Here is a 23,666-nt window from a genome sequence, read left to right as displayed (position 1 = left end):
TCAGGCGTGCTCCGCCAGCGGGGTGCCGGACTTGTGTCCGCGTTCGATGCGTTCGACCAGCCCGTCGCGGAAGTGGACAATGGTCTTGGCATATTCAGCCATTTCCATTTCGTGCGTCACCATCAGGATGGTGATGCCGGTCCGGTTGAGCCGTGCAAGCAGTTCCATGATTTCCAGCGAGCGTTCGGTGTCGAGGTTGCCGGTCGGCTCGTCCGCCAGCAGCACGTCGGGCTGGGTCACCAGTGCGCGGGCGATGGCGACGCGCTGCTGCTGGCCGCCGGACAGTTCTGCCGGGGTGTGGTCAGCCCATGGCAGCAGGCCGACCTGGTCCAGCGCGTGTTCGGCAGCTTCCTGCCGGGCCTTCTTGCTTTCGCCGCGATAGAGCAGCGGCAGCTCGACGTTCTCCAGCGCGCTGGTGCGGGCGAGCAGGTTGAATCCCTGGAACACGAAGCCGAGGTAGCGCCGCCGCAGCAGGCTGCGCTGGTCGCGGGTGAGCGCCTGGACTTCGACGCCGCGGAACTTGAACACACCGCTGGTGGGCACGTCGAGGCAGCCGAGGATGTTCATCGTCGTCGACTTGCCCGAACCCGATGGCCCCATCACCGCGACGAAATCGCCGCGTTCGATGATCAGATCCACGCCCTTCAGCGCCTGGAACGCGGCTGCGCCCATGCCGAAGGACTTGGTGATCCCTTGCAGTTCGATCAGCGGCGGGTTGCTCACTCTTCAGTAGCTCCCACGCCGGTGACGACTTCCATCCCCGGTTCCAGCTCGTCCGAGGTGACCACCGTCAGGCGGCCATCGGTGCGGCCGGTCACGACCTCGATGGAGCGCAGCTCTCCGTCTTCTTCGACCACGTGGACCGTTTGCCTGGAGCCGACCCCTATGGATGCTTGCTCTTCCTGGTCGAGGCCGAATTCCTGGTTGCCGAAGATGCTGTCGGCCTCTTCTTCCTCGCCCGGATCGAAGCGCAGGGCACCGTTGGGCACGAGCATGGAGACGCCCGTGCTCTGGGTGGAAATAGTGGCCGTGGCCGTCATGCCGGGACGCAGCAGGCCCTCTTCGTTGCTCACGATCAGGCGGGCTTCGTAGCTCACCACCTGTTGGCCGCTTTGCTGCTGCTGGCCGGTGAGGGCGATGTTGTTGGAGGCAAGGTCGACCCGCTCCACCGTCGCGGGGAAGCGGCGGCCGGGGTAGGCGTCGACGGTAAAGCCGGCTTCCTGGCCCGGTTCCACCTGCCCCACGTCAGCCTCGTCGATGGAAACGCGCAGCTGCATCGTCACGAGGTCTTCGGCCAGCACGAACAGCGTTGGCGTGTTGAAGCTGGCGGCCACGGTCTGGCCGGGTTCGACCTGGCGGGCGAGCACCACGCCCGATACGGGCGAGCGGATCACCGCGCGGTCGCGGTTGGTCTGGGCCGTGGCCAGCTGAGCCTGGGCGCTGGAGACATTGGCGCGGGCGCTGGCGACAGCGGCCTGGCCGCGGCGCACGGCGGCTTCGGCCTGGTCGATCTCGGACTGGCTGGGCACGCGGCCGTCGGACAGGCGGAAGACTTCGCGCAGGCGTTCCAGCTGGGCGGTGTCGGCTTCCAGCGTTGCCAGTGCCTGGTTCACGCTGGCGCGCGCGGCATTGAGGTTGGCGCGGCCCTGGGTGATCTGGTCCTCGATCACGTCGGTGTTGATGCGCGCCAGCACTTGGCCGCGGGTCACCTGGTCGTTCACGTCCACCAGCACGTCGTCGATGCGACCCGAAACTTCCGAACCGACTTCGACCTGGTTGGTCGGGCGCAGGTTGCCGGTGGCTACCACGGACAGGTCGAGCGAGCGCTCTTCCACCGGGGCAGTGATATAGTTGGGGCGGTTGTCGCCGCCGCCCATCACGACTTGTGCCGCGATCAGCAGCAGGATCACTACGCCGACGACCCAGACCCAGCGGCGCTTGTACCATTTGCGCGGCTTGCCGGAATCCAGGTATTCTCCGATGTCCTGTTCGGTGGTGGTGTCGGTCATTGTGCGGTCCTGTCGCTGGCACCGGTGGCGGTGATGGTGGCATCAGCCACCGGGGGAATGTCGAGGTCGGCCTGAGCAAGTTCTGCTGGCGTCCAGCCGCCGCCCAGCGCCTGGGTCAGGCGAACGAAGGCGATGGCGCGGTCTGCTTCGGCAGTCACCAGCTGGTTGCGCGCCGAAAGCAGCTGGTTCTCGGAAGTCAGCAGCACCTGGAAGTCGGTGAGGCCCGCCTGATACTGGCTGCGCGCAAGCAAGGCGGAATTGTTGGCCGCGTCGAGCGCTTCTTCATTGATGACGACGCGTTCCTGTGCGGTGCGCTGGTCGACCGCGGCGGTCTCCACGTCTTCCAGCGCGCCGAGGATTGTCTGCTCCCAGGTGGCGAGCGAGGCGCGGGCACCGGCTTCGGCGCTGTCGACCTGCGCCGCGGTGCGGCCACCATCGAAGATCAGCTGGCTGACGCTGCCGACAATGCTGCCGGCGATAATGTCGAACAGGCTGCCCGCGTTTACGGGGCCGGTGCCGATCGAACCGCGCAGGCGGACCAGCGGCAGCAGCTGCGCGCGGGCGACGCCGATGCGCGCCGTGCTGGCGATCAGCGAGGCTTCGGCGCTGCGCACGTCCGGGCGGCGGTGCAGGACCTCGGCAGGCGCTTCGAAACCTGCGAGCAAGGGCGGCTGCGGCACCATGTTCTGTTCGTCAGCCATGATGGCGGCGAGCACGCGGCCCGGCGGTTCGCCGATCAGCGTGGAAATGGAGTTGGCAGTGGAGGTCAGGCTCGATTCGAGCCGCGGAATACTGGCGGCGGTCTGTGCCCGCTGGGTACGCGCCTGCTCGACATCGAGGCTGGAGACCAGCCCTGCCTGGTTGCGCCAGCGCGCGATCTGCAGGTTGTCGTCCTGGATCGCCAGCGTCTCGCGGGCGATGGCCAGCTGCTGCGCGGTGGAACGCGCGTTGATGGTGCCAATGGCAACCTGACCCACAATCAGCCGCTGCAGGTCTGCCAGGTTGTATCCGGATGCGGCGAGGTCGCCTTCGGCAGCGGTCACGCTGCCGGAGATCTGGCCGAACAGGTCCATTTCCCACGAGGCGTCGGCGCCGAGGTTGAACTGCACGCCGTCGCGGGAGAAGTCGCCGATGTCGCGGTTGGCCCCGCCGCTGGCCGAGACCGAGGGCAGGTAGCCCGCCCGCGCCTGCACCAGCGAGGCGCGCGCCTGTTCAAGCCGGGCGGCGCTGGCGGCGATATCGCGGTTCTCGACGATGGCCTGTTCGACGAAGCTGGTGAGCAGCGGATCGTCCAGCATCGTCCAGTATTCGGTGAGGTCGGTGCTGATCGGGGCCGGGTCGGAAACCTGCCAGTCGGCGGGCACTTCGACCGTCGGCTGGGCGATATCCACGGCAGGCGTGGCGCAGGCACCCAGCGCCAGCGACGATGCGGCAAGCAGCAGGCAGGTATGTGCCGTTGTCTTGCGCTTCATAGGTTTAGCCCCAATTCTTCCCAATTCGATCCCGGGAGTGCCTTACTTCGCTGCACGACTTGCTCCAAGAGCAGGGTTGTAACATTGAGTAACTCCCCGCAAAGGCGTGTCTTCTGCGCAACCAAGTGAATTACTTGCACTCTTTCCGTATCCTCCTGTTGAGCCTGCTGGTGGCCTTTTTCGCCTTCGCCCGTCCGGCGAGTGCGCATCCGGCACCGTTCAGCTACCTCGACCTGCAACTGCACGAACAGTCGATCGACGGTTCGCTGACAGTGCATACGATCGACGTCGCCCATGAACTTGGTTTCGAGGAACCGCAGACCCTGCTCGACGAAAGTGTGTTAGCGTCTCAATACAGCAACATCAAGACCCTGCTGGAACGGCGAATCGTGCTGACGGGGAACGACGGGGTACGAATCGTGGTGGAATTCTCGGGTGTTACGGCCTTGCCCGCGGACGACGCCCTGCGACTCACCTTCAGTGTTGCCGCGCCGCCACCGCCTGCGCTCACCGTGGAAACGGCGCTGTTTCCCTACGATCCGGCGCACCAGACTTTCGTCAATATCTACGAGGGCGGCGAGCTGCGACAGCAGTTCCTGTTCGGCCGGGATGCCAGCCCGCAGACCCATTACGCGGGGACCGCAGCAGGTGCGCTGGCCGTGCTCGCGACCTTCGTGCCCAGCGGCGCGCACCACGTGTTGATCGGTCCGGACCACGTATTGTTCATTATCGGCCTGATCCTGCTCGGTGGATCCTTGCGGCGCCTGGCGCTGATCGTCACCGCCTTCACGCTCGGCCATTCGGTGACGCTGGCGCTGGCGGCGACGGGTGTCTTCTCTCCGCCCGCCTGGCTGATCGAACCGGTGATCGCGCTGTCCATCGTGGTGGTGGGCGTCGACAACCTCTTGCGCAAACCGGGCCAGAAGGACCTGCGCGCACTGTTCGCCTTGCTCTTCGGCCTGATCCACGGTTTCGGCTTCGCCTTCGTCCTGCGCGAGTTTGGCTTGCCGCAGGATAGCCTTGCCTGGTCGCTGCTGGCCTTCAACATCGGCGTCGAGCTGGGCCAGCTCGCTATCGTCATTCCGGTTGCCCTGGCGCTGGCATGGTTGCGGGCACGGCATCCCAAGCTCTCGGGACGCATTGTTACAATTGGCTCGCTTGCGGTGATCGCCGCTGGTGTCTACTGGTTCGTTGACAGAGTCCGGATTTTGGGAGGCGGATAGAATGAAGCGCGCAGCAGTGCTTGGTACAATCGTGTTGGGCGGCGTTGCCGTCACTGGCCTCATGGCGCAGGGACTGCCGCCGATCGAACCGATCGAGCAGGTCAGTGAGGACGTGTACAAGATCCAGGGCGCCGGCGGGAACACCGTTGTCTTTGTCCGCGAAAACGATGTTGTGCTGATCGACACGAAGCTGCCGGGCCAGGGCGAAGGTATCCTCGAACAGGTCCGTTCGATCACCGACAAGCCGGTGACCATGGTGATCAACACCCATTCGCACCCCGACCATGTCGGCTCCAACGCCTGGTTCCGCGAGAATCACGGCGTACAGGTGGTGGCCCACGCCAATTCCGCCGCGCGCATGACGGCAGAGACCGAAGGCCCGTTCCCGCCCAACGAGGTGGACACGGAGTTCTCCACCTACCGAGCGATTGGCGAGGGCGAAGACAAGATCGAGCTGTACTATTTCGGCGCCGGTCATACCGATGGCGATGCCTTCGTCTTCTTCCCCGACGACCGCGTCCTGGCGGCAGGCGACATCTACGCCTGGCACATGAGCCCGCTGATCGATCCGGGTTCGGGCGGCTCCATGCTGGCCCTGCCGACCACGGTGACGGCGGCCTATTACAGCATCCCGGACGCAGAGCAGGTGATTGCCGGTCACGGTGCGGTGCACACGCGCGAGGAGTTCCTCAGCTGGGTCACCTTCAACCGCGGCCTGGTGCAGATCGCCGAGCAGACCGCGCAGACCGGCGGCACTCCCGAAGATGCCCTGGCCCGCCTCGAAGGCGTGCCGAGCTTTGGCCAGTTCCTGGGCGACGACTTGATGCCGGGTCTCGAATATGGCGGCACCCCGCGCGGGCGGGCCTATATCAACCTGATGGTGGCGTTCGAGGAACTGCGCGGCGAGGAACCGCAGCTGCGCATGGGTATCGACCCTGCCGAGATCCCGCCGCGCCAGTAGGTGATGTCCGGCACTTTCGCCGATGACCACGCAGCCCTGCGCGCGGCCTCCCAGCCAGGCGTCGGGCTGTGCACCATCGTCAATATCGAAGGCAGCTTTTCGCGCCGCCTCGGCGCGCAACTGGCGGTGCATGCCGATGGCAGCGTGACCGGAAGCCTTGCCGATGGGTGCCTCGAACAGGAACTGGCGCGCGAAGTGGCGACCGGCGGGGACCGGCGGGTGATCCGCTACGGCGCTGGCTCGCCCAAGATCGACTTCCGCCTGCCTTGCGGTGGCGGCCTCGACATCCTGGTCGACCCCGCGCCTGACAATGTGGCCTCTGCGGCAGTGCTGGCCGAGCTGGAGCAACGCGAAGAGGCGCGGCTGACCCTGCCTGATCCCAGCCCTCTGGGCGAGCGCCGCTTCGTTCCGCAACTGCGGCTGCTGCTGTTCGGCGAGGGGCCGGAACTGGCGGCCATGGCGCACCTTGGCGCGGCTTCGGGCATGGCGGTGGAGACGCACGGGCGCGACGACGGCATGCTGGCCCTGGGCCAGGTGCCCGATCACCTCACCGCAGACCGCTGGACCGCAGTGGTCCTGCTGTTCCACGATCACGAATGGGAACGCGCCATCCTGCAATGGGCGCTCACCACGCCGGCCTTCATGATTGGCGCGCAGGGCGGGGCACCGGCCCGGGCTGCGCGCGAGGCCGAACTCGTGGCGCTTGGCTTTGCGCCCGAGCAGGTCGCCCGCATCGCCAGCCCGCTCGGCACTGTGATGCACAGCCGCGAGCCGCTCGGCCTCGCGCTGTCGGCGCTGGCTTCGATCTCCGGCGAGTACGAACGTCGCCATCCACACCATGCCTGAGCAGCCGCTCGTCGCGGTGCTGGCCGCCGGGCGCGGCAGCCGGTTCGGTGGCGGCAAGCTGGATGTGACCCTCGCGGGCAAGCCGCTGGGACGATGGGTGCTCGATGCGGTGAAAGCGGCAGGCCTTGAGCCGGGTGTGATCGTGGTCGGCCCCGATGTTCCGCACTTCGCCACGGCTGCAGCAGGCTGGCAGCTCGTCACCAATCCGGACCCCGAAGCCGGGCAGGCTGGCTCTGTCGCCCTGGCCGCCGCAGCTGCCGCTGGACGCGCTTTGCTGGTCGCGCTGGCGGACATGCCCTTGGTCGATCCCGATCACTTGCGCCGCCTCGCCGCGAGCGGAGGCAATGCCGCCACACGCTATCCCGATGGCCGCCTTGGTGTGCCTGCCTGCGTCGCAGCGGAGCATGTAGGAAAGCTCGAAGTACTGACCGGTGACAGGGGAGCAGGGCCGATCCTGTCAGGCTTGCCCGATCTTGCCGTGATCGAGGCCGATCCCGATACACTGTTCGATGTCGATACGCCCAAGCAGCTTGCTCAGGTGGCGGAGAGGCTTAGCCGCTAGCCGGGCGACAGCACCGGGTCGCGCGTTCGCGATACGCCGATGTGGTACACCCGCCCCTCGCGCAGCTTGTAGGTCACCTTCACGCCCACTTCGACGAAGTCCCCCTTCGCCAGTGGCGCCACCACGAAGTCGGGCGCGTCCTCGATGGCGGTGAAGCGGCTGGTGCAGTCGACCACGAGCCGTTCGTCGCTGGCGTCGAGATGGTGGATCGTCAGCGTCTCGCGCACGGTCTTGAACATCGCGGTGTAGAAGGCTGCGATCCCGTCAGCGCCTTCGATCTTCGGCACCGATCCCAGCTCCAGCACCACGTCGTCAGTGTAGAACCGCGTGTAGCGCGCCGGATCGCCATTGGAGAAGGCGGCGGCATAGGCGTGGTAGGCGGCGACCTGGCTCGGGTGCCCGCCCAGCGGGGGCAGTGTCGTAACGCCCACGCCCGGCGGCCATGCAGCTGTGGTCAACACCCTCACCTTGCCCTGATCGTCGAGGTCGTAGCGGGCGAGGAACTTCACCGTCAGGCTGTCCCCCGGGTGCACTTCGCCGAAGGGGAAGTCCGCTCGGTGCTTCACCGCGTGGAAGTCCATGTCGATATCCGCGAAGACGGTGTTTGCGTCCTGCAGGTAGTGCTGCACGCGCGGGCATTCGCGCACGCCGTCGTGCGCCCAGGCGAGGAACTCGCGCATGCCGTCCAGCCCGCGGCGCACGCCGCTGGACGAACGCATTTCGCAGTCCTTGGCGAAGAAGCGCTCCACCAACGCCTCATCGTTGCCGCTCAGGAAGCAGTCGAGGTAGGCGGGGTAGTCGAAGCTCAATGCTCGCCTTTCGGAGTTTCCATGATCTCGGTGAGCTGCCCCTGCATGTCCTTGGGATGGACGAAGAAGATGGGCGTACCGTGCGCGCCGATGCGGGTGGGGCCGAGGATACGCTTGCCCATGGCCTCGAACTCGCTGCGCGCGGCTGCGATGTCGGGCACTTCGAAGCAGATGTGGTGCTGCCCGCCCGCCGGGTTCCTGGCGAGGAAGCCCGCGACCGGCGACTGGTCGCTCAAGGGCGAGAGCAGCTCCACCTGCGTGCCGCCATTCGGTGTGTTGACGAAGCAGACGCGCACGCCCTGTTCGGGCAGGTCGAAGGGTTCGGTCACGTCGTCAGCGCCCATGACATTGCGGTAGAAGGCGATGGCCTCCTCGATGTCCGGCACGGCGACGCCCACGTGGTTCATGCGGCCTAGCTGCATTGCTCTCTCCTTTGCCGCGGCCTTAGCGCAAGCCGAGCTTGTCGACCAACTCCCCGATGTTCTCGATCACGAGATCCGGGCTCTTGCCGGGTGGCTGCGCGGCCCATTCCTCGGTCGAGGTCGCCCCGCTGGTGACGGCAATGCCGATCGCCCCGCCTTCGCGCGCCATCTGCATTTCGGCAGTGGCGTCGTCGCCGACAATGCCGACGTCCTCTTTTTCGATGCCAAGCTGGTTGGCGATGAAGTCGAGCGCATGGGCGGAGGGCTTGCCGGTCGGCTGCGGCTCCACCCCGGTCACCCGCGCCACGGCGCCGTTTATGGCGCAGGAGTAGCCGAAGCTGCGGCCTTCCTTGGTGGCGAAGAAGGGCACGTCGGAGGCGGTCAGCACGGCAGCACCCGCCATGGCGGCTTCGCAGGCGGCGTGGATGTGCGGCATCGAGCAGTCGGGATGCCAGGCGATGTAGAGCGCGTCGCAGCCCGCATGGTCCGGATCGTCGGGCGAGACGCAGGTGACGCCCAGCTCGGTCAAGGCCTCGCTCACGCCGTCGGTGCCCAGCACCAGCACGCGCTCGTAGCCCGCATCGCCGATGACCTTGGCGGCGACCGAGTTGGGTGTGAACAGCTTCTCGTCCGGCACCGGCAGGCCGACGGCGCGCAGGCGCGGGGCCTGCACCCGGCTGGCATAGGCGCTGCCGTTGGTGAGCGCGATCCACGGCACGCCGAGATCGTCAAGCTGTGCCAGGGCTTCCGCCGCGCCGGGAATGGCGTCGTAGCTGCCCAGCGCGCGGTTAGACAGGATCAGCGTCCCGTCGAGGTCGAACATGAAGCCCTTAGGCTTACGCATCGTGCAATTCCAATGGGTTAGATGGCAAGGTGTTACAGTTGTGACAGTGTCCAGGGGAAGGAATCAGGGAGTGGGCAAAAGGGGCCTTTTCATGCTTCCCGATTGCCTGACCCGCGCGCTGTAGGAAAGCCGTTCACGCCTCCACGTCCAGCGAGAAGTCGTCCTTCTCGATCGAGAATTCGTCGATATCCTCGCGCGCCAGCACTTCGCGCAGCAGGTTCATAAGCGGGACCTTCTTCGGGTCGTAGTGACGCTCCGCCGGGCCGGCCGCCTGCATGGTATCGACCAGGTTCTGCGGCATGGTGGCGCGCAGCAGGAATTCCTCGTCGGACAGGTTCTCGCCCAGCTTGCTGCGCAGCGTCTTCAAGTCGGCCATGCCGGTCTCGGCTTCCAGCTCCCTGGTGCGCGGGTTGGCCATGATGCGGTCCATCACCTCGGGATCGACCGGGGCATTGGGCCGCCCGAACTTGCCGATGGCAAAGCGGATGATCTCGTCGGGAATTACCCCCCAGCGTTCTTCGCCCGAGTTTTCGGCAGTCACGTTCATCACCGCCTGCGTCTGCAGCATCTGCGCGAAAGGTGTCATCACGATCGGCCAGCCCAGTTCCCGCCGTACGCGGCCCATTTCCTCGATCACCGCGCCTTCGAGTTCGGGTACGCCCTGGTCCGCGAGGTGGCGGCGCATGGTGCCGACCATGCCGCCGGGCAGGTTGTGCTGGAAGTAGGCGGCATCGAAATGCATCGCCTCGCCCTTGGGCAGGTTCTCGGCATCGGCGATGGCGGTGAACCAGTCGGCAATCTCGTCCACGGCCTCGTCGTCGATATCGACCGTGTGGCCCAGCGCCCGCAGGTTCGCCACGGTGCGTTTCACAGAGGGATGCGAGGTGCCGCTGGCGAGGCCGCCGCTGGCGCATTGCAGCGCGGTGATGCCCATGTCGGCGGCTTCGCAATAGGCCTGCTCGGCAAGGCCGATGGTGGAATGCGAGTGCAGTTCCAGCGGCTTGTCGCCGATCTCGGCCATGATCGCGGGCACCAGCGTCTGCGCGCGCTTGGAGGTGAGCAGGCCGCCAGGGTCCTTGATGTAGAGCGCGTCGATGTCGGCACTCTCCGCCATGGTGCGGGCGGCAGCGGCATAGTGCGCGTCGTCGTGGATCGGGCTGATCGAGAAGACCAGCGCGCCCACCACCTGCTCGCCGCCTGCGCGCTTCACCATGCGCGCGACTTCGACATTGCTGGCGGCATCGTTCATCGGGTCCGCCAGGGCGAAGCGGCGGATGCCATTGGTCGCCAGCGTCTTGAAGGCCAGTTCCATGAAGTCGGGTGTGGCGGTTTCCCAGGCGATGAAGCGGAAGCCGGTGGAGAGAAACTGCAGGGGCGTGTCCTTGCAGATATCCGCCATGCCGCGGATGCGGTCCCACGGGTCCTCGTGCTTGTAGCGCACGGCCACGCCCATGTGGGTAGAGGTGGTGAAGTCGATGGCGGAAAAGCCCGCGCGCTCCATCGCCGGGGCAATGGTCAGCGTCTTGGCGGTGTCGATTCCGGTGGCTCCCCACAGGCACTGGTTGCCGTCGCGAAGGCTTGTTTCGACGATGCGGATATTGGCCATCAGTCCACCTTCACCCGGATGATCGCGTCACCCTTTTCGATGGCGCTGCCGTTCTCCGCGAGCACGGCGACGACCGTGCCGGACACGCCCGCGCGCACCGAGTTCATCAGCTTCATCACCTCGATGATGCCGACCACGGTGTCGGGTGTGACGCGGTCGCCCACGGCCACGAAAGGGTCTTCGCCCGGACGCGGCGCAGCATAGAAATTGCCGAGCAGCGGGGCGGGCACGTCGACTTCGCCTGCGGCGGCGGCATTGGCGGGCGCGGGGTCGCTGGCAGGAGCAGCGGCGGGCGCTGGTGTCTCTGCGGCAACCGGCTCTTCGTCCTCGTCATCGTCCGCCACCCAGCGGCCGCCGCCACCGCCGTCACGTCGGATCTTGAGGCGGAAATCGCCCAGCTTGAGGTCCAGCGAGCTGAAATGCGATTCACCCAGCAGGCGGGCAATCTCGGAAACGTCCTTGCCCGAAAGGCTCATTTCTTCGCCCCACCGGTGAAGATGCCCATGACGTGGCTCATGGCATTGGTGCCGGGCGCGACGACGGGCTTGGCCTCGGCATCCTTCATCGCCCAGACCGTTTCCGGACGCGATTGCAGCAGCAAGACCTTGCCGTCCTTGTCCAGCGCCCACTCGATATCCTGCGCCTTGCCGTAATGCTTCTCGATCCTCCGTCCGACTTCGCGCAGCGCCATCAGTTCGTCGTCGGTGAGGCAGGGCGAATGGCGCTTGTCGTCCTCGTTCTCGACCTCGACGATACCGCCGTCTTCGGCGGGCACCTGCCGCGCGTGCTTGTCGGAAATCTCGCGGCTTGAGATCTCGCCGGTGATCTTGCCGATCACCCATTTGTCCGGTGTCACCTCGCCGGACACCACGGCCGAACCGAGGCCCCAGGCGCCTTCGATGGTGATCACCGACTTGTCGCCCGTAGTCGGGCTGCGGGTGAACATGACCCCGGCGCAGCGCGCGTCGACCATGCGCTGGCAGACCACGGCCATGGCCACGCCCTCTTCCGGGAAGTCCTGCTTGCGGCGGTAGGTCATGGACTCGACCGAGTAGAGCGAGGCCCAGCATTCGCGCACGTAGTAGATCATCGCCTCGGCATCGAGCACCCACAGGAAGGTGTCCTGCAGCCCCGCGAAGCTGGCATCCTCGGCATCTTCGGTGGTGGCGGACGATCGCACCGCGACCGGCTGGCCATCAGCACAAAGTTCGCCGTGGGCCGTGCGCAGGGCATCCTCCACCTCGGCTGGCATGGCTTCGCCCATCACGCGGGCGCGCAGCTGTTCGGACAGCTTGGTGGCTGCGCCAAGGTCGTTCGGGTCGAGCGCCTCCACCCTGGGGCGGATCGGCTCGATCTTTTCCAGTTTCTCGAGGAACTGCTCGAAGGCGGCGGTGGTGACGACGAAGCCGGGCGGCACGTCGATGCCCGCCTGCGTCAGCTCGCCCAGCGAGCCGCCCTTGCCGCCCACCGTGGGGCGGTCGGCAATGCCAACATCCTTGAACCAGGCTACTGCTTGCATGGGTCAGGCGTCCTCGAGCGCGGGTTCGTCATCGAGAATGGTCACCGTGCCCTTGCCGCCGTCGACGCGGATGCGCTGGCCGTCCTTGATGCGGGTGGTGGCCTTGCCGGTGCCGACCACGGCGGGCAGGCCGTATTCGCGCGCGACGATGGCCATGTGGCTCATGCTGCCGCCGATGTCGGACACGGCTGCACCGATCTTCTGGAAGATGGGCGACCAGGTCGGGTTGGTGACCTGGCAGACCAGGATGTCGCCCTGCTGGATGCGGCCGATCTCGCTGACCGACTTGACCACGCGTGCCACGCCTTCGACCACGCCCGAACAGGCGGCAAAGCCCTTCAGTTCCTTCTCGTTCTCCGACCCGTCGTCGAGCCAGGAATCGAGGTTCTCGCGGGTAATGCCCCAGAGCATGTTGATCGCCGGATCGTCGATGGCGTCAGGCACGTTGCCGAGCGCGGGCGGGGTGGTGTGCTTGTCCCACTCGGCAATCGCCGCCTTGCGCTGCGCCACCAGGGCGGGCCAGTGCCGCGGGCCGCGCGGTTCTGCACCAACGCCCCACGACAGCATCAGGTCGATGATCGCGCTTTCCAGCTCGAACTGGGTAAGGTGGAACACGTCCTCCTCGCGCCCGTCGGGTCCGAAGAAGTCGTGTTCCGCCAACAGGGCACCGAATTCCCTGATCTTGTTGAAGAACAGGTTCGTATACCAATGCTCGCAGTAGAACTTGTGACCCTCGACATAGGGGAAGACCCGGTGCGCGAGGGTGATCAGCTCGTCGTAGGCGGCCTTCTCCTCCTCGGTGTCGAGCAGGTCGCGGTAGTCCGCCACCAGCTGCTCACGCTCTTTGATCAACTGCTCGGTCGGGCGCTCGATATTGGTGCCGGCCTTGATCTTCTCGATATAGCCCGGCAGCGCCGCGAAGGGCAGCGAGAGGTCGTCCTGCCAGCTGCGGTGATAGTGATAGAAGCCATCGCCCGAGGAGACGTTGAACCACGGATCGCGGCTGGTCTCCAGCTCGCCGAGCCAGTCCTTGCCGTTCTCTCCCACGGCATCGAGATCGGCCAGCACCTGGTCGATATCCATGTTGTCGGTAAAGTGATGGTCCACGCCGAGTTCCACCGCGCGGCGGGCGAGGCGCTTCACCTCTTCGTCGGGGCGGAAGATCTCGGCTTCCATGCCGGCCACCATGCGGCTGATCGCCTGGTCGGAAATCTCCGGGAAGGCCTTCTTGCAGAATTCGAAGAAGGTCATGTAGGCACCGTAGCCGAGCAGCAGGAACTCGAAGTGGTGGTGCCACATGCGGTGGTAGCCTTCGATCTGCTGCTGGTAGACTTTCAGCAGGTCGTGGCTGGCGGGAACGGCGTCGCCTTCCTTGAAGGTTTCCACCGGCTCGTACTTCGGCAGCGCGGGGCTGGGCAGGGCCTGCGCCTCCGCGATCAGCGCCTTCATCTTGTCTTTCCACTGGGCGTAGAGGTCTTCCCAGTTCTCGTAGTAGTAGAAGGCGCGCTGCTGGAATTCCCCGACCCGCTCGGCGATCTCGTCCGGATCGGTCACCACCACGCCGCCGATGTAGACGCGGCCGTTGATAATGCGGTGATCGACCCCCTTGGCCGTGGGCAGCACGTGCACGCGGGTGTTGAAGGCGCCCATGGCGACATAGGCCGCCTCTGCCGTGATCATGTCGAAATGATGCATCGGTTCGGGGAAGTGCATAGAGTTGTAGAACCAGAACTTCTGGTCATCCTCGGGCACGAACTGCGTGTAGTAGGGGTAGGCGGCTTGGGCTTCCTCGGTTCCGGGCACGACCTTGATCGAGCTGGGAAGCGGGAATCCTTTGGCGTCGGTCGACATGATGTGGCATCCTCTTGCTTGCGCCTGGCCTCAGGCGGCGCGCAGGGTTGTCCCCTGTCATTACCGCCAAGGCTACGCCTCACCGATCTTTTGTGAAAGGACTCTCGCGCAAGTCCAATTGGACAAAAGCGCAGGCGTTTTTGTCTGGATTTGGCTAGCGGGAGACGTCGCGGGCGAATGCGGCGAGATCGTCCAGCACCGGTGTGCGAGAGCGCAAGGGGCGTGACAGGCGGATCAGGATATCGATGTGGTCGACGTCGGGGTATTCCACCATGCGCGCTTCCACTCCCGCTTCGCTCAGCACGGCTTCCAGCGCTGCGGAATTGCGCGGCTTGACGGTCGTGTCGTCCGCCCCGTGCAGCAGCAGGGCGGGCGGATCGTCTGCCCCGACCCAGGAAACCGGCTGGGTCTCCGGCAGGTCCGGCCAATCGCCAAAGGCGGCGCGGGTGGAATCGGTGTCGAGCGGCAGGAAGTCGTATGGGCCTGCCAGCCCCACGAAGCCGCGTATGCTGGCGCGATCCTCGCCCAGCCAGCGCTCGTCATAGGCGAGCATGGCAGCGTTGTAGGCGCCCGCCGAATGGCCCGACAGCACGATCCGCGCGGGGTCGCCGCCATAGTCGGCGACATTGGCGCGGGCCCAGCGTACCGCCAGGGCCGCGTCCTCGACAAAGCCGGGATAGCGAACCTCTGGCACCAGCCGGTAATCCGGCATGACCACGACAAACCCCTGCGCCGCCAGCGCCCGGCCAGCGAAATCGTAGCCATGGCGCGTCCCGCTGTTCCAGCTTCCGCCGTAGAAAAAGACGATCACCGGCAGGTTCTGCGCCCCGCCGCTGGGCGCGTAGATGTCGAGCTGCTGGCGCGGGTGCTGGCCATAGGCCAGGTCGCTGACCACTGCACGGCTGGAGGAATCCTTGGGCACCAGCGTGTTGAAGGTATGCAGCGGGGAGACGAGGTAGCCGATTCCCAGCGCCAGCACGCCGAGCAGGACCACAACAAGGACCACCTTCAGCACGATTCAGCTCTGCGGCGGGTGCCCGGCACGCCATTCGCTCGGCGTGATGCCGAAGCGCTTGCGGAACAGCCGGGTGAAATAGCCGGGATCGAGGAAGCCGCTGCGATAGGCGACGTCGGCCACCGGGAGGCTGCGGGCGCGCGGGTCTGCCAACAGGTCGCTTGCGCGCTCCAGCCGCATGGCGTTGAGTTCCTGCACGAAACTGGTGCCGCTGCCGGCCAGCAGCGTCTGCAGGTAGCGCTTGGAAATGCCGCAAGCCTCCGCCACGCGCTCGGGCGACAGGGCAGGGTCGGCATAGTCGCTTTCGATCCGCCGCAGGATGCGCCGCGCCAGCTGGCCGCGATGCGGTGTGCAGGTGTTGGTATCCTCGAACCCGGTCGCCAGTGCCAGCAGACTGCCGATCTGTTCGGCGATAAGCGGGCGCGGCAGCGGGGCTACATCAAGGCCGTCCATCAAGGTTTCCAGCAGGGCGCCCAGCGGCCGGCCCCAGCCTTCGCGCGTGTCGATGGGCCGCCCGAGCAGCGCACCGGGATCGGGCAGGTGCCGCTCCAGCCATGGCTGCGGCATCATCAGGTCCAGCGCCTCGTGCTCGGTGCGCATTTCCATCTGGTAGAAGCGGCGATTGTCGAGCAGCACGAACTGGCCGGGTTCGATGGTGAAGCTCTTGCCCTCCATTAGCGTCTTCATCGCGCCCCTGCGTGAATAGACCAGCTGGATCGAAGGCGAGGCACGACCGGCGCTGCCTTCGGTGCCGGTGTGGGTCACGCGTTGGGCGGGGGCGTAAAGGTGCAGCAGCCGCAGTTGCCCGATGCCGTGGCTGATCCAGCGGGCGGAGAAAGAGTCGGCGTCGAACACCTCCACTTCGATGGGCGCAATGGTGCTTGCCGCCCATTCGCGCCACTGGCTTATCGCCTGCCCGGTCGCTAGACCTGCCGAGGTCCAGCTTTCGGCATCCTTGCTTGGCGGCACTCCCATGGGGACAATTTATCCCGCAAAAAGTCCTGCTTGGCAATCTCGGTTGAGTGCATTTTCTGCAAGACGTGGTCTGACGGGGGGAGAGACGCCGCGGCAGCCACTGCAAATACGGTCGCCAGTGGCAGGACTTGATCCTGCTGGCGACGATCAGCATCCCGATGCCGGGCATCAACCCGCTGGTGTCAGGCACCGAGGGTTGGGCGCAGTTCGCCTACTGGCTGGGCGACCTCGTCCATTACCGCGAGGTCTTGGCTGTCAGCTGACGGACAGGGGAGCGTCGCTGAAGCGAAAGCTCGACGCCGTAATCGCGCCGAAGAAATCGTCCTGGTGGTAGGACAGGTGCGCCTTGTCCTGCGAGGCGGCGCCTACGGCCACGTGCAGCGGCATCAGGTGATCCTCGCGCGGGTGGACCTGCCGGGCGGCGGGAGCCTTCTCCCATTCGAGCAGGGTATCGGCGCGCGCTTCTCCCACCTCGCTCAACAAGGCCCGTTGCAACCAGCCATCGAAAGCGCGCGAGGCGTCGCGGCCCTGCGGCCCCATGGCGCGCAGGTTGTGGAAGCTGAGCCCGCTGCCCACCACCAGTACGCCTTCGCCGCGCAAGGGAGCGAGCAGCTTGCCCGCTGCGACATGCAACGCCGGGTCGTAGTCCTTGCGGATCGACATCTGCACGATCGGCATTTCGGCTTCGGGATAGATCGCCTGCATCAGGCTGAAGGTGCCATGGTCGAAGCCGCGCTCCTCGTCGACATTCGCGGCCATGCCGCCATCACGCAGCAGTCCTGCCGCGCGTTCGGCCAGCGAGGGTAGGCCCGGGGCGGGGTAGGTGATCTCGTAAGTCTCCGCCGGGAAGCCGTAGTAGTCGTAGATCATGCCCGGTCGCTCGGCGGCGGAGAAGGTGAAGTTCTCGGTCTCCCAGTGCGCCGTCACCACCAGCACCGCGCGCGGGCGCTCGTCCAGCTCACGCCGCAGCGCCTTCAGCGAGGCGTCGAGGACGGCATAGGCCGGGGCCGCGGAGGGCATCCACGGCCATGGTCCGCCGCCATGGCTGAGGTAGTAGGTCGGCAGCCGCAGGGCAGAGGTCGTCTCGGTCATGATCCGCATGTGGTCTGGCCCCTTGCGAGCGGCAATAGAGAAAGACTTTAGCGGCCTCCGCGAAAATGTTTGCGGCCAGCCCATGCTCGGCCCTAGGCTCGCGCCGAAGGAAGAGGAGAATTCCATGGGAAAGAAGTGCCGCCTGATCGCCTGCGAGGAAGCCTGGTCGATCCCCGAAGTTGCCGAAGAATTGCGCAAGATCGCCCGCAGCCCCACGCAAAGCGCGGACAAGCTGCTGGTGGGCGGCATCTACGATGCAGACCACGATTCCAGCGGCTACGGCAAGATGAACTTCCTCCACGGCCTGAAGGATATCGAGGAACAGCGCCTGCCGCAGATGGACCAGTACGGCGTCGACATGCACCTGCTGACGCTGACCGCGCCGGGCGTGCAGATGTTCGATGCTGACACCGCGACTGACCTTGCCGCCCTGGCGAACGACCGCATGGCGGAAATCTGCGCCAAGTGGCCCAAGCGCTTCGCCGGCCTTGGCAGCTTTGCCCCGCACAGCCCCAAGCGCGCGGCCAAGGAAGTCGAGCGCGTGATGGGCGAACTCAAACTCAACGGGCTGGTGGTGAACGGTCACACCAACGGCGACTACTTCGACGATTACCGCTTCTGGCCGATCCTCGAGGCTGCCGAGGCCACCGGCGCGACGCTCTACATCCACCCGCGCGGGCCTTCCGACACGCTCAAGGGTCCGCTGATGGACTATGCGATGGATTCCGCCATGTGGGCCTACGGCGTCGAGGTCGGCACCAACATGCTGCGCATGATGGCCGGCGGCGTGTTCGACCGATTCCCCAACCTGAAAGTCTGCGTTGGCCACATGGGCGAGATGATCCCCTTCTTCATCTGGCGCATCAATTTCATGAACAGTCGCGCGCAGAAAGTGGGCCGCGCGCCCAAGACCGAACGCAGCATGGAGGAATACTTCCGCGACAACTTCGTCTTCACGACCTCGGGCGTCGAAGACCACCTCGCGCTGCGCTATTCGATCGACCGCATGGGCATCGACAACGTCATCTGGGCGATCGACTATCCCTACCAGCCGATGCAGCCGGCGGTGGACTTCATCGAAAGCTTCGACTGCACCGAGGACGAAATGCACGCGCTGTGCCACGGCAATGCGGAACGGGTTTTCCATATCGCGCCAGAGTGAGTAGGACGCTTCGCATGAGCGAAGCACCTCTTGCAGGCATCAAGGTCGTCGAACTGGCGCGTATCCTGGCAGGCCCCTGGGCCGGGCAGGTGCTCGCCGACCTCGGCGCGGAAGTACACAAGGTCGAAAGCCCCGAGGGCGATGACACCCGCAACTGGGGCCCACCCTTCCTCGACCGCGAGGACGGGTCCAAGGACGCGGCCTATTTCCACGCGGCCAATCGCGGCAAGGATTCGATCATTGCCGACTTCAACCGCGCGGACGACCTGGCGCGGGTGCTCGACCTCGTGCGCAAGAGCGACGTGCTGATCGAGAACTTCAAGACCGGCAGCCTCGCCAAGTTCGGGCTCGACTACGACAGCCTGAAGGAGATCAACCCGCGGCTGGTCTATTGCTCGATCACCGGCTTCGGCCACGACGGGCCCTATGCCAAGCGCGCCGGGTACGACTTCATCATCCAGGGGATGAGCGGGATCATGGACCTGACCGGCTTCCCCGACGGCCCGCCCACCAAGATCGGCATGGCCTATGCCGATATCATGACCGGCCTCTATGCCGTGATCGGCGTGCAGGCCGCGCTGCACCAGCGCGAGCGGACCGGGCGCGGGCAGATGGTCGACCTGACGCTGTTCGACGTGATGACGGGCACGCTGGCCAACCAGGCGATGAACTACCTTGCCAGCGGCCGCAGTCCCAAGCGCATGGGCAATGCCCATCCCAATATCGCGCCCTACGAGGCCTTCGAGGCCAAGGACGGCTGGCTGATCGTGGCCGTGGGCAACGACCGCCAGTTCGCCCGCTTTGCCAAGGTGATCGACCTGCCGCTGCGCGATGAGTGGACCACAAATTCGCGCCGGGTGACACACCGCGAGCGCCTGTCCGCTTCGATCGCGCGCCGGATTGCAGAATGGAAACGTGACGACTTGCTCGCGAAGCTGGAAGAGCAGGGCGTGCCCGCGGGCCCGATCAACAACGTGAAGCAGGCGCTGACCGATCCGCAGATCGTCGCGCGCGGCATGGTAGTGGACCTCGACGAGGACGGCCTGCGTGGCCTGCGCACCCCGATCAAGTTTTCCGATGCCGAGCTGGTGCTGGGCAAGCCTTCACCCATGCTGCCGAAACGGGAGGACTGATGGCTCAAGCTGCCAAGAGTCACGACAATGTGCTTGGTGCCGACGCGCGCCCCTCGTTCTTCCCCGTCGATGGCGGGGAAAGCCTGATCGCCCCGCCGCCGGACCGGCTGGGGCAGGCCGTGCGCTTTGCCGCGCGCTCGCTGTCGGTGATGCAGAAGGAAGGCCTCGTCGCCTCTTCCGCCAGCGGACAGGTGTGGCGCGTGGTGTCGGACGAGGGCGCTTACCTCGACGGGTTCAACGAGGCGCCGTGCCCGCTCAGCTTCCTCACCGTGGGCATGGTCTCCAGCTACATGACCGAACTGCTGGCCCTGGCCGAGCAGCGCGGCATTGCTATCGACCATGTCGAGCTGGTGCAGGACAACTACTACACGATGAAAGGATCGGCGCTGAAGGGCACCATGACCGGCGGCGCGAAGGACGTGGAACTGGAAGCGCGGATCGACAGCCCGGCCGATGCCGAAACACTGCGCGCGCTGGTCTATGACGCGGTGGCAGCATCGCCGCTCAACGGCCTGATGCGCGGGGAGAAAGACTCACTCTTTACCCTGACGCACAAGGGCCGGCAGGTGATCCCCGACAAGGCGAGGCCCGTGCAGCGCGAAGTGCCGCCCGATCCCGCGCCCACGATCGAGGGCGTCCACCCGCTCGCCTGCGAGGCCATTCCGGTGCGCGGAGACATGAGCCCGCTGACGGACGAGGCAACAAGCTCGCAGGGCTCGTCACTGGCGGAGGAACAGGACCGTGTGCTGCACATTCGCGGCATCTGTACGGTGCGCGAGGACGGGGTGAAACAGGTCGAGCAGCAGCTGTTCAATCCGCATGGCTCGATCTTCCACTTCCTCTGCGACGAAGAAGGCCGCGCGCCCGATGCGGTCAGCTACATGGCGGCGGGTATCGGCTTCTGCTTCATGACCCAGCTGGGCCGCTACGCCAAGATCGCGAAGAAGCACCTTGCCGCCTACAACGTGGTGCAGGACATCCACTTCACTCTCGGCGGCGCGAGTGGCGGCACCGGGCAGGCGGGCAAGGCCGACCCGGTGGAAACCCACGTCTATCTCGACAGCGACGAGAACGCCGAATTCGCCCGCGCCGCACTCGACATGGGCGAACAGACCTGCTTCCTCCACGCCTTCTGCCGCACGGACCTGAAGGCACGGGTGAAAGTGGTGAAGGCCTGACAATGACGAACGACGACTTCCGCAATCAGGACTGGATCATGCTGGTCAAGCGGACGCGTGAAAAGTTCTGCGTCTCGATCCAAGGAGCCCACGACCTCATCTTTGCGGATGACGATGTACGCCGATTGGTTGCCGCGCGCATCAACCGCGAGCCTCAGTGCTACCAGATGGCTTGGCGCGACATTCGTGAGAACGGCGAGGATTCGCGGTTCATAAAGGATGGTGACAAAATCAGGTTCCGCCAATCGGACGGTCAGCGTCCCGCCTAGGCCGCCATATGTTTGTACACGGCGCGGTGGTGGCTGAATTCCTTGAAGCCCCAGTAGCCGTGATAGCTGCCCATGCCCGAACCGTTGACGCCGCCGAAGGGCAGGCGGTTTTCGAGGTAGTGCGAGAACACACCGTTCAGCGTCGTCCCGCCTGAGCTGGTGCGCTTGAGGACCTTGTCCATGTTCTCGTCGCTGGGCGAGAACATGTAGAGCGCCAGCGGCTTGTCGCGCGCCTCGATGTAGTCGATCACCTGGTCCAGCTTGTCGTAGGTCATCACCGGCAGCACGGGCGCGAAGATCTCGTCCTGCATGATCTTCATCTGCGGGGTGACATCGGTGAGCATGGTCGGGTGGATGGTGAGGTCGTCCGCATCCATTTCGCCGCCCACGGCCACGGTCGCGCCCTGGTCGATGGCGTCGTCCACCATGGCCTTCACGCGCTTGAAGTTCCCCTCGTTGACGATCTGCGCGATGGCGCTCTTGTCGATCTCGCCGTCCTTGTAGAGGTTGGCCTGCACGTTCTCGCGGAAGCCCTCGACCAGTTCTTTCTGCCTGTTTTCGGGCACGAAGACGTAGTCGGGGCAGATACAGGCCTGTCCGCCGTTGAACTGCTTGGCCCCTGCCAGCGCGGCGGCGATGGGGGCAATGTCCGCGCCTTCATCGATGATGACCGGCGACTTGCCGCCCAGCTCCAGCGTGACGGTGGCCAGGTGTTTGGCGGCAGCGGTCATGACGATCTTGCCCACGCGGGTCGAGCCGGTGAAGAAGATGTGGTTGAACGGCAGCGCCAGCAGCGCCTCGGCCACCGAGACGTCGCCTTCGAAGACGGCCACCTCGTTCTCGTCGAAGGCTTCCTCGACGATGACCTTGGCGATCCTGGCGACGTTGGGACACAGGTCCGTCAGCTTGACCATGCAGGTGTTGCCGGCGGCCACGGCTGCCGCGACGGGACCGAGCGTCAGGCCGAGCGGGAAGTTCCACGGGCCGAGCACCAGGCACACGCCGCGCGCTTCGGGGACGATCATCGCCTTGTCGTTCGGCTCCTTCGAGGGCGTGACTTCGGTCGGCTTCATCCACTCTTCCAGCTCGTCGATGTTGAGCTGGATGTTGCCGACGATGTTCATCACCTCGGTGACGCGGATCTCGCCTTCGGGCTTGCGCGTGTCCTTGAGGACGGCGGCGACGATGTCGTCAGCGTGCGCCTCGATGGCGTCCTTCAGCTTCTGCAGCTTGGCGCGTCGTTCCTCGACCCCGCTCGCCTTCACATTCCACTGGTTCGCCTGCTGCGCCTCGAAGACGCGCTTGATGTCATCGGCAAGGTCGGCGGCGGTGGGTTGGTCGGTCATGTGATCCTCGGGATAGGCGAGACTGTGTTTGCCGCCGCTAGATCGGGGTCCGTCCAGACAATGTCAATCAGCGGCCGTGAAGTGGTTAGCTCTTCGCCTCGTATACCACATGCCCCACGGCGGTGTTGCTCGCGGGCACGCGGTAGAAGCGTTTCTTCTCCTCCACGCCGTAGCCTAGCGAGGCGCGCATGATCAGCCACATGATCAGCTCGATACCCTCGGTGCCGGTTTCGCGCAGGTATTCGAGGCGGGTGATGTACTTCAGCTCTTCCGGCTCGTGAGCGAGCAGGTCGATGAAGCGGCGGTCGAATTCCTCGTTGATCAGGCCGGCGCGGGTGCCTTGCAGCTGGTGGCTCATGCCGCCCGTGCCCCAGACCTGCACGTCGAGATCCTCCGGGAAGGTCTTCACCGCGTTGCGGATCGCTTCGCCCAGTTTCCAGCAGCGTTCACCGGAGGGCGTGGGGAACTGTGTCACGTTCACCGCCAGCGGGATCACCTTGCACGGCCATTCCTCCGGCTGGCCGAACACGAGGCTGAGGGGAACGGTGCAGCCGTGGTCGACGTCCATCTCGTTGATCAGGGTGATGTCGAACTCGTCGATCACCAGCTGTTCGGCAATGTGCGCGGCCAGGTCGAGGTGGTTCTTCACCACCGGTACCGGGCGGCGGCCCCAGCCTTCGTCGGCGCTCTGGAATTCCTCGGCGAAGCCCAGCGCAAAGGTGGGCACGATGTCGAGCATCAGCGAGGACGCGTGGTCGTTGTAGACCAGGATCACCACGTCGGGGGTGTTATCCTTGATCCATTCCTTGACGAATTCGTAGCCCTGGAAGACCGGCGCCCAGTACAGGTCCTTGGTCTTGCCGAGGTCGATGGCCGCGCCAATCGCGGGGACGTGGCTGGTGGCAATGCCGGCGGTAATACGGGCCATCAGTTCTTGTCCCTGATCGAGCGAACGCCTTCGGGCGAACGACCGCCTGCCAGCATCATCTGTGCATATTCGTCAGCGCTCATGCCGCTCATCGAACTGACCGCCTTCTGTGCGCTCCAGCCGTCGGTGCTGGCGATCTTGACGAGGAAATACATGTTGCCGCCAAGTTCGATCAGCTTGGCCAGGTCGCGGTCGAGCACGGCCTGCTTCTGCTCTTCGGTCATCTTGTACTGGTCAAGATAGGCGCGCTCGTCAGCCTTGAAGGCCTCGCGGTTCTCCGCCTTCATCAGGCTCATGCAGAACTTGTGCAGGTGGTAGGACAGTCGGCTTTCGCGGGCGCGGAACACCTTGGTGCCGGGAATGTCATTCAGCTCGTCGAGCGAATAGAGTCGGGTGCGGGGCATGAAACGGCCTCTTGTGGTTTCCGGGCGGCCCCTATCAGCA

The 23,666-nt window shown here is 65.5% G+C and carries 25 protein-coding genes; 9 read left to right on the top strand and 16 right to left on the bottom strand.

The window, feature by feature from the left end; genetic code table 11:
- The 3 genes from AAEO60_RS09685 to AAEO60_RS09675 are packed head-to-tail and all read right to left on the bottom strand — an operon-like array spanning position 1 to position 3,481.
- Positions 1–672, bottom strand: coding sequence for an ABC transporter ATP-binding protein (locus AAEO60_RS09685; RefSeq protein ID WP_423970145.1), 672 nt, complete (start codon positions 670–672; stop codon positions 1–3).
- 47 nt (positions 673–719) lie between these two features.
- Positions 720–2,009, bottom strand: coding sequence for an efflux RND transporter periplasmic adaptor subunit (locus AAEO60_RS09680; RefSeq protein WP_341673452.1), 1,290 nt, complete (start codon positions 2,007–2,009; stop codon positions 720–722).
- Positions 2,006–3,481, bottom strand: a complete 1,476-nt coding sequence (locus AAEO60_RS09675; protein ID WP_341673450.1) for an efflux transporter outer membrane subunit — start codon at positions 3,479–3,481, stop codon at positions 2,006–2,008. The genes AAEO60_RS09680 and AAEO60_RS09675 overlap by 4 nt, the downstream gene beginning before the upstream one ends.
- Positions 3,482–3,651: 170 nt before the next feature.
- Here AAEO60_RS09675 and AAEO60_RS09670 point away from each other — a divergent pair, with 170 nt between their 5' ends.
- The 4 genes from AAEO60_RS09670 to AAEO60_RS09655 are packed head-to-tail and all read left to right on the top strand — an operon-like array spanning position 3,652 to position 7,073.
- Positions 3,652–4,704, top strand: a complete 1,053-nt coding sequence (locus tag AAEO60_RS09670) for a HupE/UreJ family protein (RefSeq protein ID WP_341673449.1) — start codon at positions 3,652–3,654, stop codon at positions 4,702–4,704.
- Between the two features lies 1 nt (position 4,705).
- The gene (locus tag AAEO60_RS09665; protein WP_341673448.1) at positions 4,706–5,665 is read left to right on the top strand and encodes an MBL fold metallo-hydrolase; all 960 of its coding nucleotides are present in this window, start codon (positions 4,706–4,708) and stop codon (positions 5,663–5,665) included.
- Between the two features lie 3 nt (positions 5,666–5,668).
- Positions 5,669–6,511, top strand: coding sequence for an XdhC family protein (locus AAEO60_RS09660; protein WP_341673447.1), 843 nt, complete (start codon positions 5,669–5,671; stop codon positions 6,509–6,511).
- Complete coding sequence (locus AAEO60_RS09655; protein ID WP_341673446.1) at positions 6,504–7,073, top strand: nucleotidyltransferase family protein; 570 nt, start codon at positions 6,504–6,506, stop codon at positions 7,071–7,073. The genes AAEO60_RS09660 and AAEO60_RS09655 overlap by 8 nt, the downstream gene beginning before the upstream one ends.
- Here the strand turns inward: AAEO60_RS09655 and AAEO60_RS09650 are convergent.
- The 9 genes from AAEO60_RS09650 to AAEO60_RS09610 form a co-directional block, all read right to left on the bottom strand.
- On the bottom strand, positions 7,070–7,882 hold the full coding sequence (locus tag AAEO60_RS09650; RefSeq protein WP_341673445.1) for a nuclear transport factor 2 family protein: 813 nt from the start codon (positions 7,880–7,882) through the stop codon (positions 7,070–7,072). The genes AAEO60_RS09655 and AAEO60_RS09650 overlap by 4 nt on opposite strands.
- Positions 7,879–8,304: a methylmalonyl-CoA epimerase gene (gene mce / locus AAEO60_RS09645; protein WP_341673444.1), complete on the bottom strand. Its 426-nt coding sequence runs from the start codon at positions 8,302–8,304 to the stop codon at positions 7,879–7,881. The genes AAEO60_RS09650 and mce overlap by 4 nt, the downstream gene beginning before the upstream one ends.
- A gap of 22 nt (positions 8,305–8,326) precedes the next feature.
- The gene (locus AAEO60_RS09640) at positions 8,327–9,148 is read right to left on the bottom strand and encodes an HAD-IIA family hydrolase (protein WP_341673443.1); all 822 of its coding nucleotides are present in this window, start codon (positions 9,146–9,148) and stop codon (positions 8,327–8,329) included.
- Between the two features lie 133 nt (positions 9,149–9,281).
- On the bottom strand, positions 9,282–10,754 hold the full coding sequence (locus tag AAEO60_RS09635) for a biotin carboxyl carrier protein (RefSeq protein ID WP_341673442.1): 1,473 nt from the start codon (positions 10,752–10,754) through the stop codon (positions 9,282–9,284).
- Positions 10,754–11,230 carry an acetyl-CoA carboxylase biotin carboxyl carrier protein gene (locus tag AAEO60_RS09630; RefSeq protein ID WP_341673441.1) on the bottom strand — a complete coding sequence of 159 codons (477 nt, stop codon included), beginning with the start codon at positions 11,228–11,230 and terminating at the stop codon, positions 10,754–10,756. The genes AAEO60_RS09635 and AAEO60_RS09630 overlap by 1 nt, the downstream gene beginning before the upstream one ends.
- Complete coding sequence (locus tag AAEO60_RS09625) at positions 11,227–12,273, bottom strand: PEP/pyruvate-binding domain-containing protein (protein WP_341673440.1); 1,047 nt, start codon at positions 12,271–12,273, stop codon at positions 11,227–11,229. Before AAEO60_RS09625 ends, AAEO60_RS09630 begins: the two co-directional genes overlap by 4 nt.
- A 3-nt stretch (positions 12,274–12,276) precedes the next feature.
- The gene (locus AAEO60_RS09620; protein WP_341673439.1) at positions 12,277–14,124 is read right to left on the bottom strand and encodes a PEP-utilizing enzyme; all 1,848 of its coding nucleotides are present in this window, start codon (positions 14,122–14,124) and stop codon (positions 12,277–12,279) included.
- Between the two features lie 154 nt (positions 14,125–14,278).
- Positions 14,279–15,139 carry an alpha/beta hydrolase gene (locus AAEO60_RS09615; RefSeq protein ID WP_341673438.1) on the bottom strand — a complete coding sequence of 287 codons (861 nt, stop codon included), beginning with the start codon at positions 15,137–15,139 and terminating at the stop codon, positions 14,279–14,281.
- 3 nt (positions 15,140–15,142) lie between these two features.
- Positions 15,143–16,114 (bottom strand): helix-turn-helix domain-containing protein, encoded by a 972-nt coding sequence (locus AAEO60_RS09610; RefSeq protein ID WP_341673437.1) that lies wholly within the window; start codon positions 16,112–16,114, stop codon positions 15,143–15,145.
- Positions 16,115–16,242: 128 nt separating this feature from the next.
- On the opposite strand from AAEO60_RS09610, the gene AAEO60_RS09605 reads away from it, so the two are divergent.
- Complete coding sequence (locus AAEO60_RS09605) at positions 16,243–16,377, top strand: hypothetical protein (RefSeq protein ID WP_341673436.1); 135 nt, start codon at positions 16,243–16,245, stop codon at positions 16,375–16,377.
- Here the strand turns inward: AAEO60_RS09605 and AAEO60_RS09600 are convergent.
- Complete coding sequence (locus AAEO60_RS09600) at positions 16,370–17,206, bottom strand: DODA-type extradiol aromatic ring-opening family dioxygenase (RefSeq protein ID WP_341673435.1); 837 nt, start codon at positions 17,204–17,206, stop codon at positions 16,370–16,372. The genes AAEO60_RS09605 and AAEO60_RS09600 overlap by 8 nt on opposite strands.
- Before the next feature lie 124 nt (positions 17,207–17,330).
- Here AAEO60_RS09600 and AAEO60_RS09595 point away from each other — a divergent pair, with 124 nt between their 5' ends.
- Genes AAEO60_RS09595 through AAEO60_RS09580 form a run of 4 tightly spaced genes read left to right on the top strand, consistent with a single transcriptional unit; the run spans position 17,331 to position 20,948 of the window.
- Positions 17,331–18,368, top strand: coding sequence for an amidohydrolase family protein (locus AAEO60_RS09595; RefSeq protein WP_341673434.1), 1,038 nt, complete (start codon positions 17,331–17,333; stop codon positions 18,366–18,368).
- Between the two features lie 14 nt (positions 18,369–18,382).
- On the top strand, positions 18,383–19,501 hold the full coding sequence (locus AAEO60_RS09590; RefSeq protein ID WP_341673433.1) for a CaiB/BaiF CoA transferase family protein: 1,119 nt from the start codon (positions 18,383–18,385) through the stop codon (positions 19,499–19,501).
- Positions 19,501–20,679 (top strand): OsmC family protein, encoded by a 1,179-nt coding sequence (locus tag AAEO60_RS09585; RefSeq protein ID WP_341673432.1) that lies wholly within the window; start codon positions 19,501–19,503, stop codon positions 20,677–20,679. Before AAEO60_RS09590 ends, AAEO60_RS09585 begins: the two co-directional genes overlap by 1 nt.
- A 2-nt stretch (positions 20,680–20,681) precedes the next feature.
- Positions 20,682–20,948 carry a hypothetical protein gene (locus tag AAEO60_RS09580; RefSeq protein WP_341673431.1) on the top strand — a complete coding sequence of 89 codons (267 nt, stop codon included), beginning with the start codon at positions 20,682–20,684 and terminating at the stop codon, positions 20,946–20,948.
- On the opposite strand, the gene AAEO60_RS09575 is transcribed toward AAEO60_RS09580, so the two are convergent.
- The 3 genes from AAEO60_RS09575 to ligA form a co-directional block, all read right to left on the bottom strand.
- Positions 20,945–22,294: an aldehyde dehydrogenase family protein gene (locus tag AAEO60_RS09575; protein ID WP_341673430.1), complete on the bottom strand. Its 1,350-nt coding sequence runs from the start codon at positions 22,292–22,294 to the stop codon at positions 20,945–20,947. The two genes, AAEO60_RS09580 and AAEO60_RS09575, sit on opposite strands and share 4 nt — an antisense overlap.
- 85 nt (positions 22,295–22,379) lie before the next feature.
- Positions 22,380–23,222, bottom strand: a complete 843-nt coding sequence (locus tag AAEO60_RS09570) for a class III extradiol dioxygenase subunit beta (protein ID WP_341673429.1) — start codon at positions 23,220–23,222, stop codon at positions 22,380–22,382.
- A complete protein-coding gene (gene ligA, locus AAEO60_RS09565; RefSeq protein ID WP_341673428.1) occupies positions 23,222–23,626 on the bottom strand; it encodes a protocatechuate 4,5-dioxygenase subunit alpha in 405 nt (134 codons plus the stop codon). The genes AAEO60_RS09570 and ligA overlap by 1 nt, the downstream gene beginning before the upstream one ends.
- Positions 23,627–23,666 lie beyond the last annotated feature (40 nt).

This window comes from Aurantiacibacter gilvus (assembly GCF_038289935.1).
Classification (GTDB): Bacteria; Pseudomonadota; Alphaproteobacteria; order Sphingomonadales; family Sphingomonadaceae; genus Alteraurantiacibacter; species Alteraurantiacibacter gilvus.
This window is presented reverse-complemented; position numbering and strand designations above follow the sequence as displayed.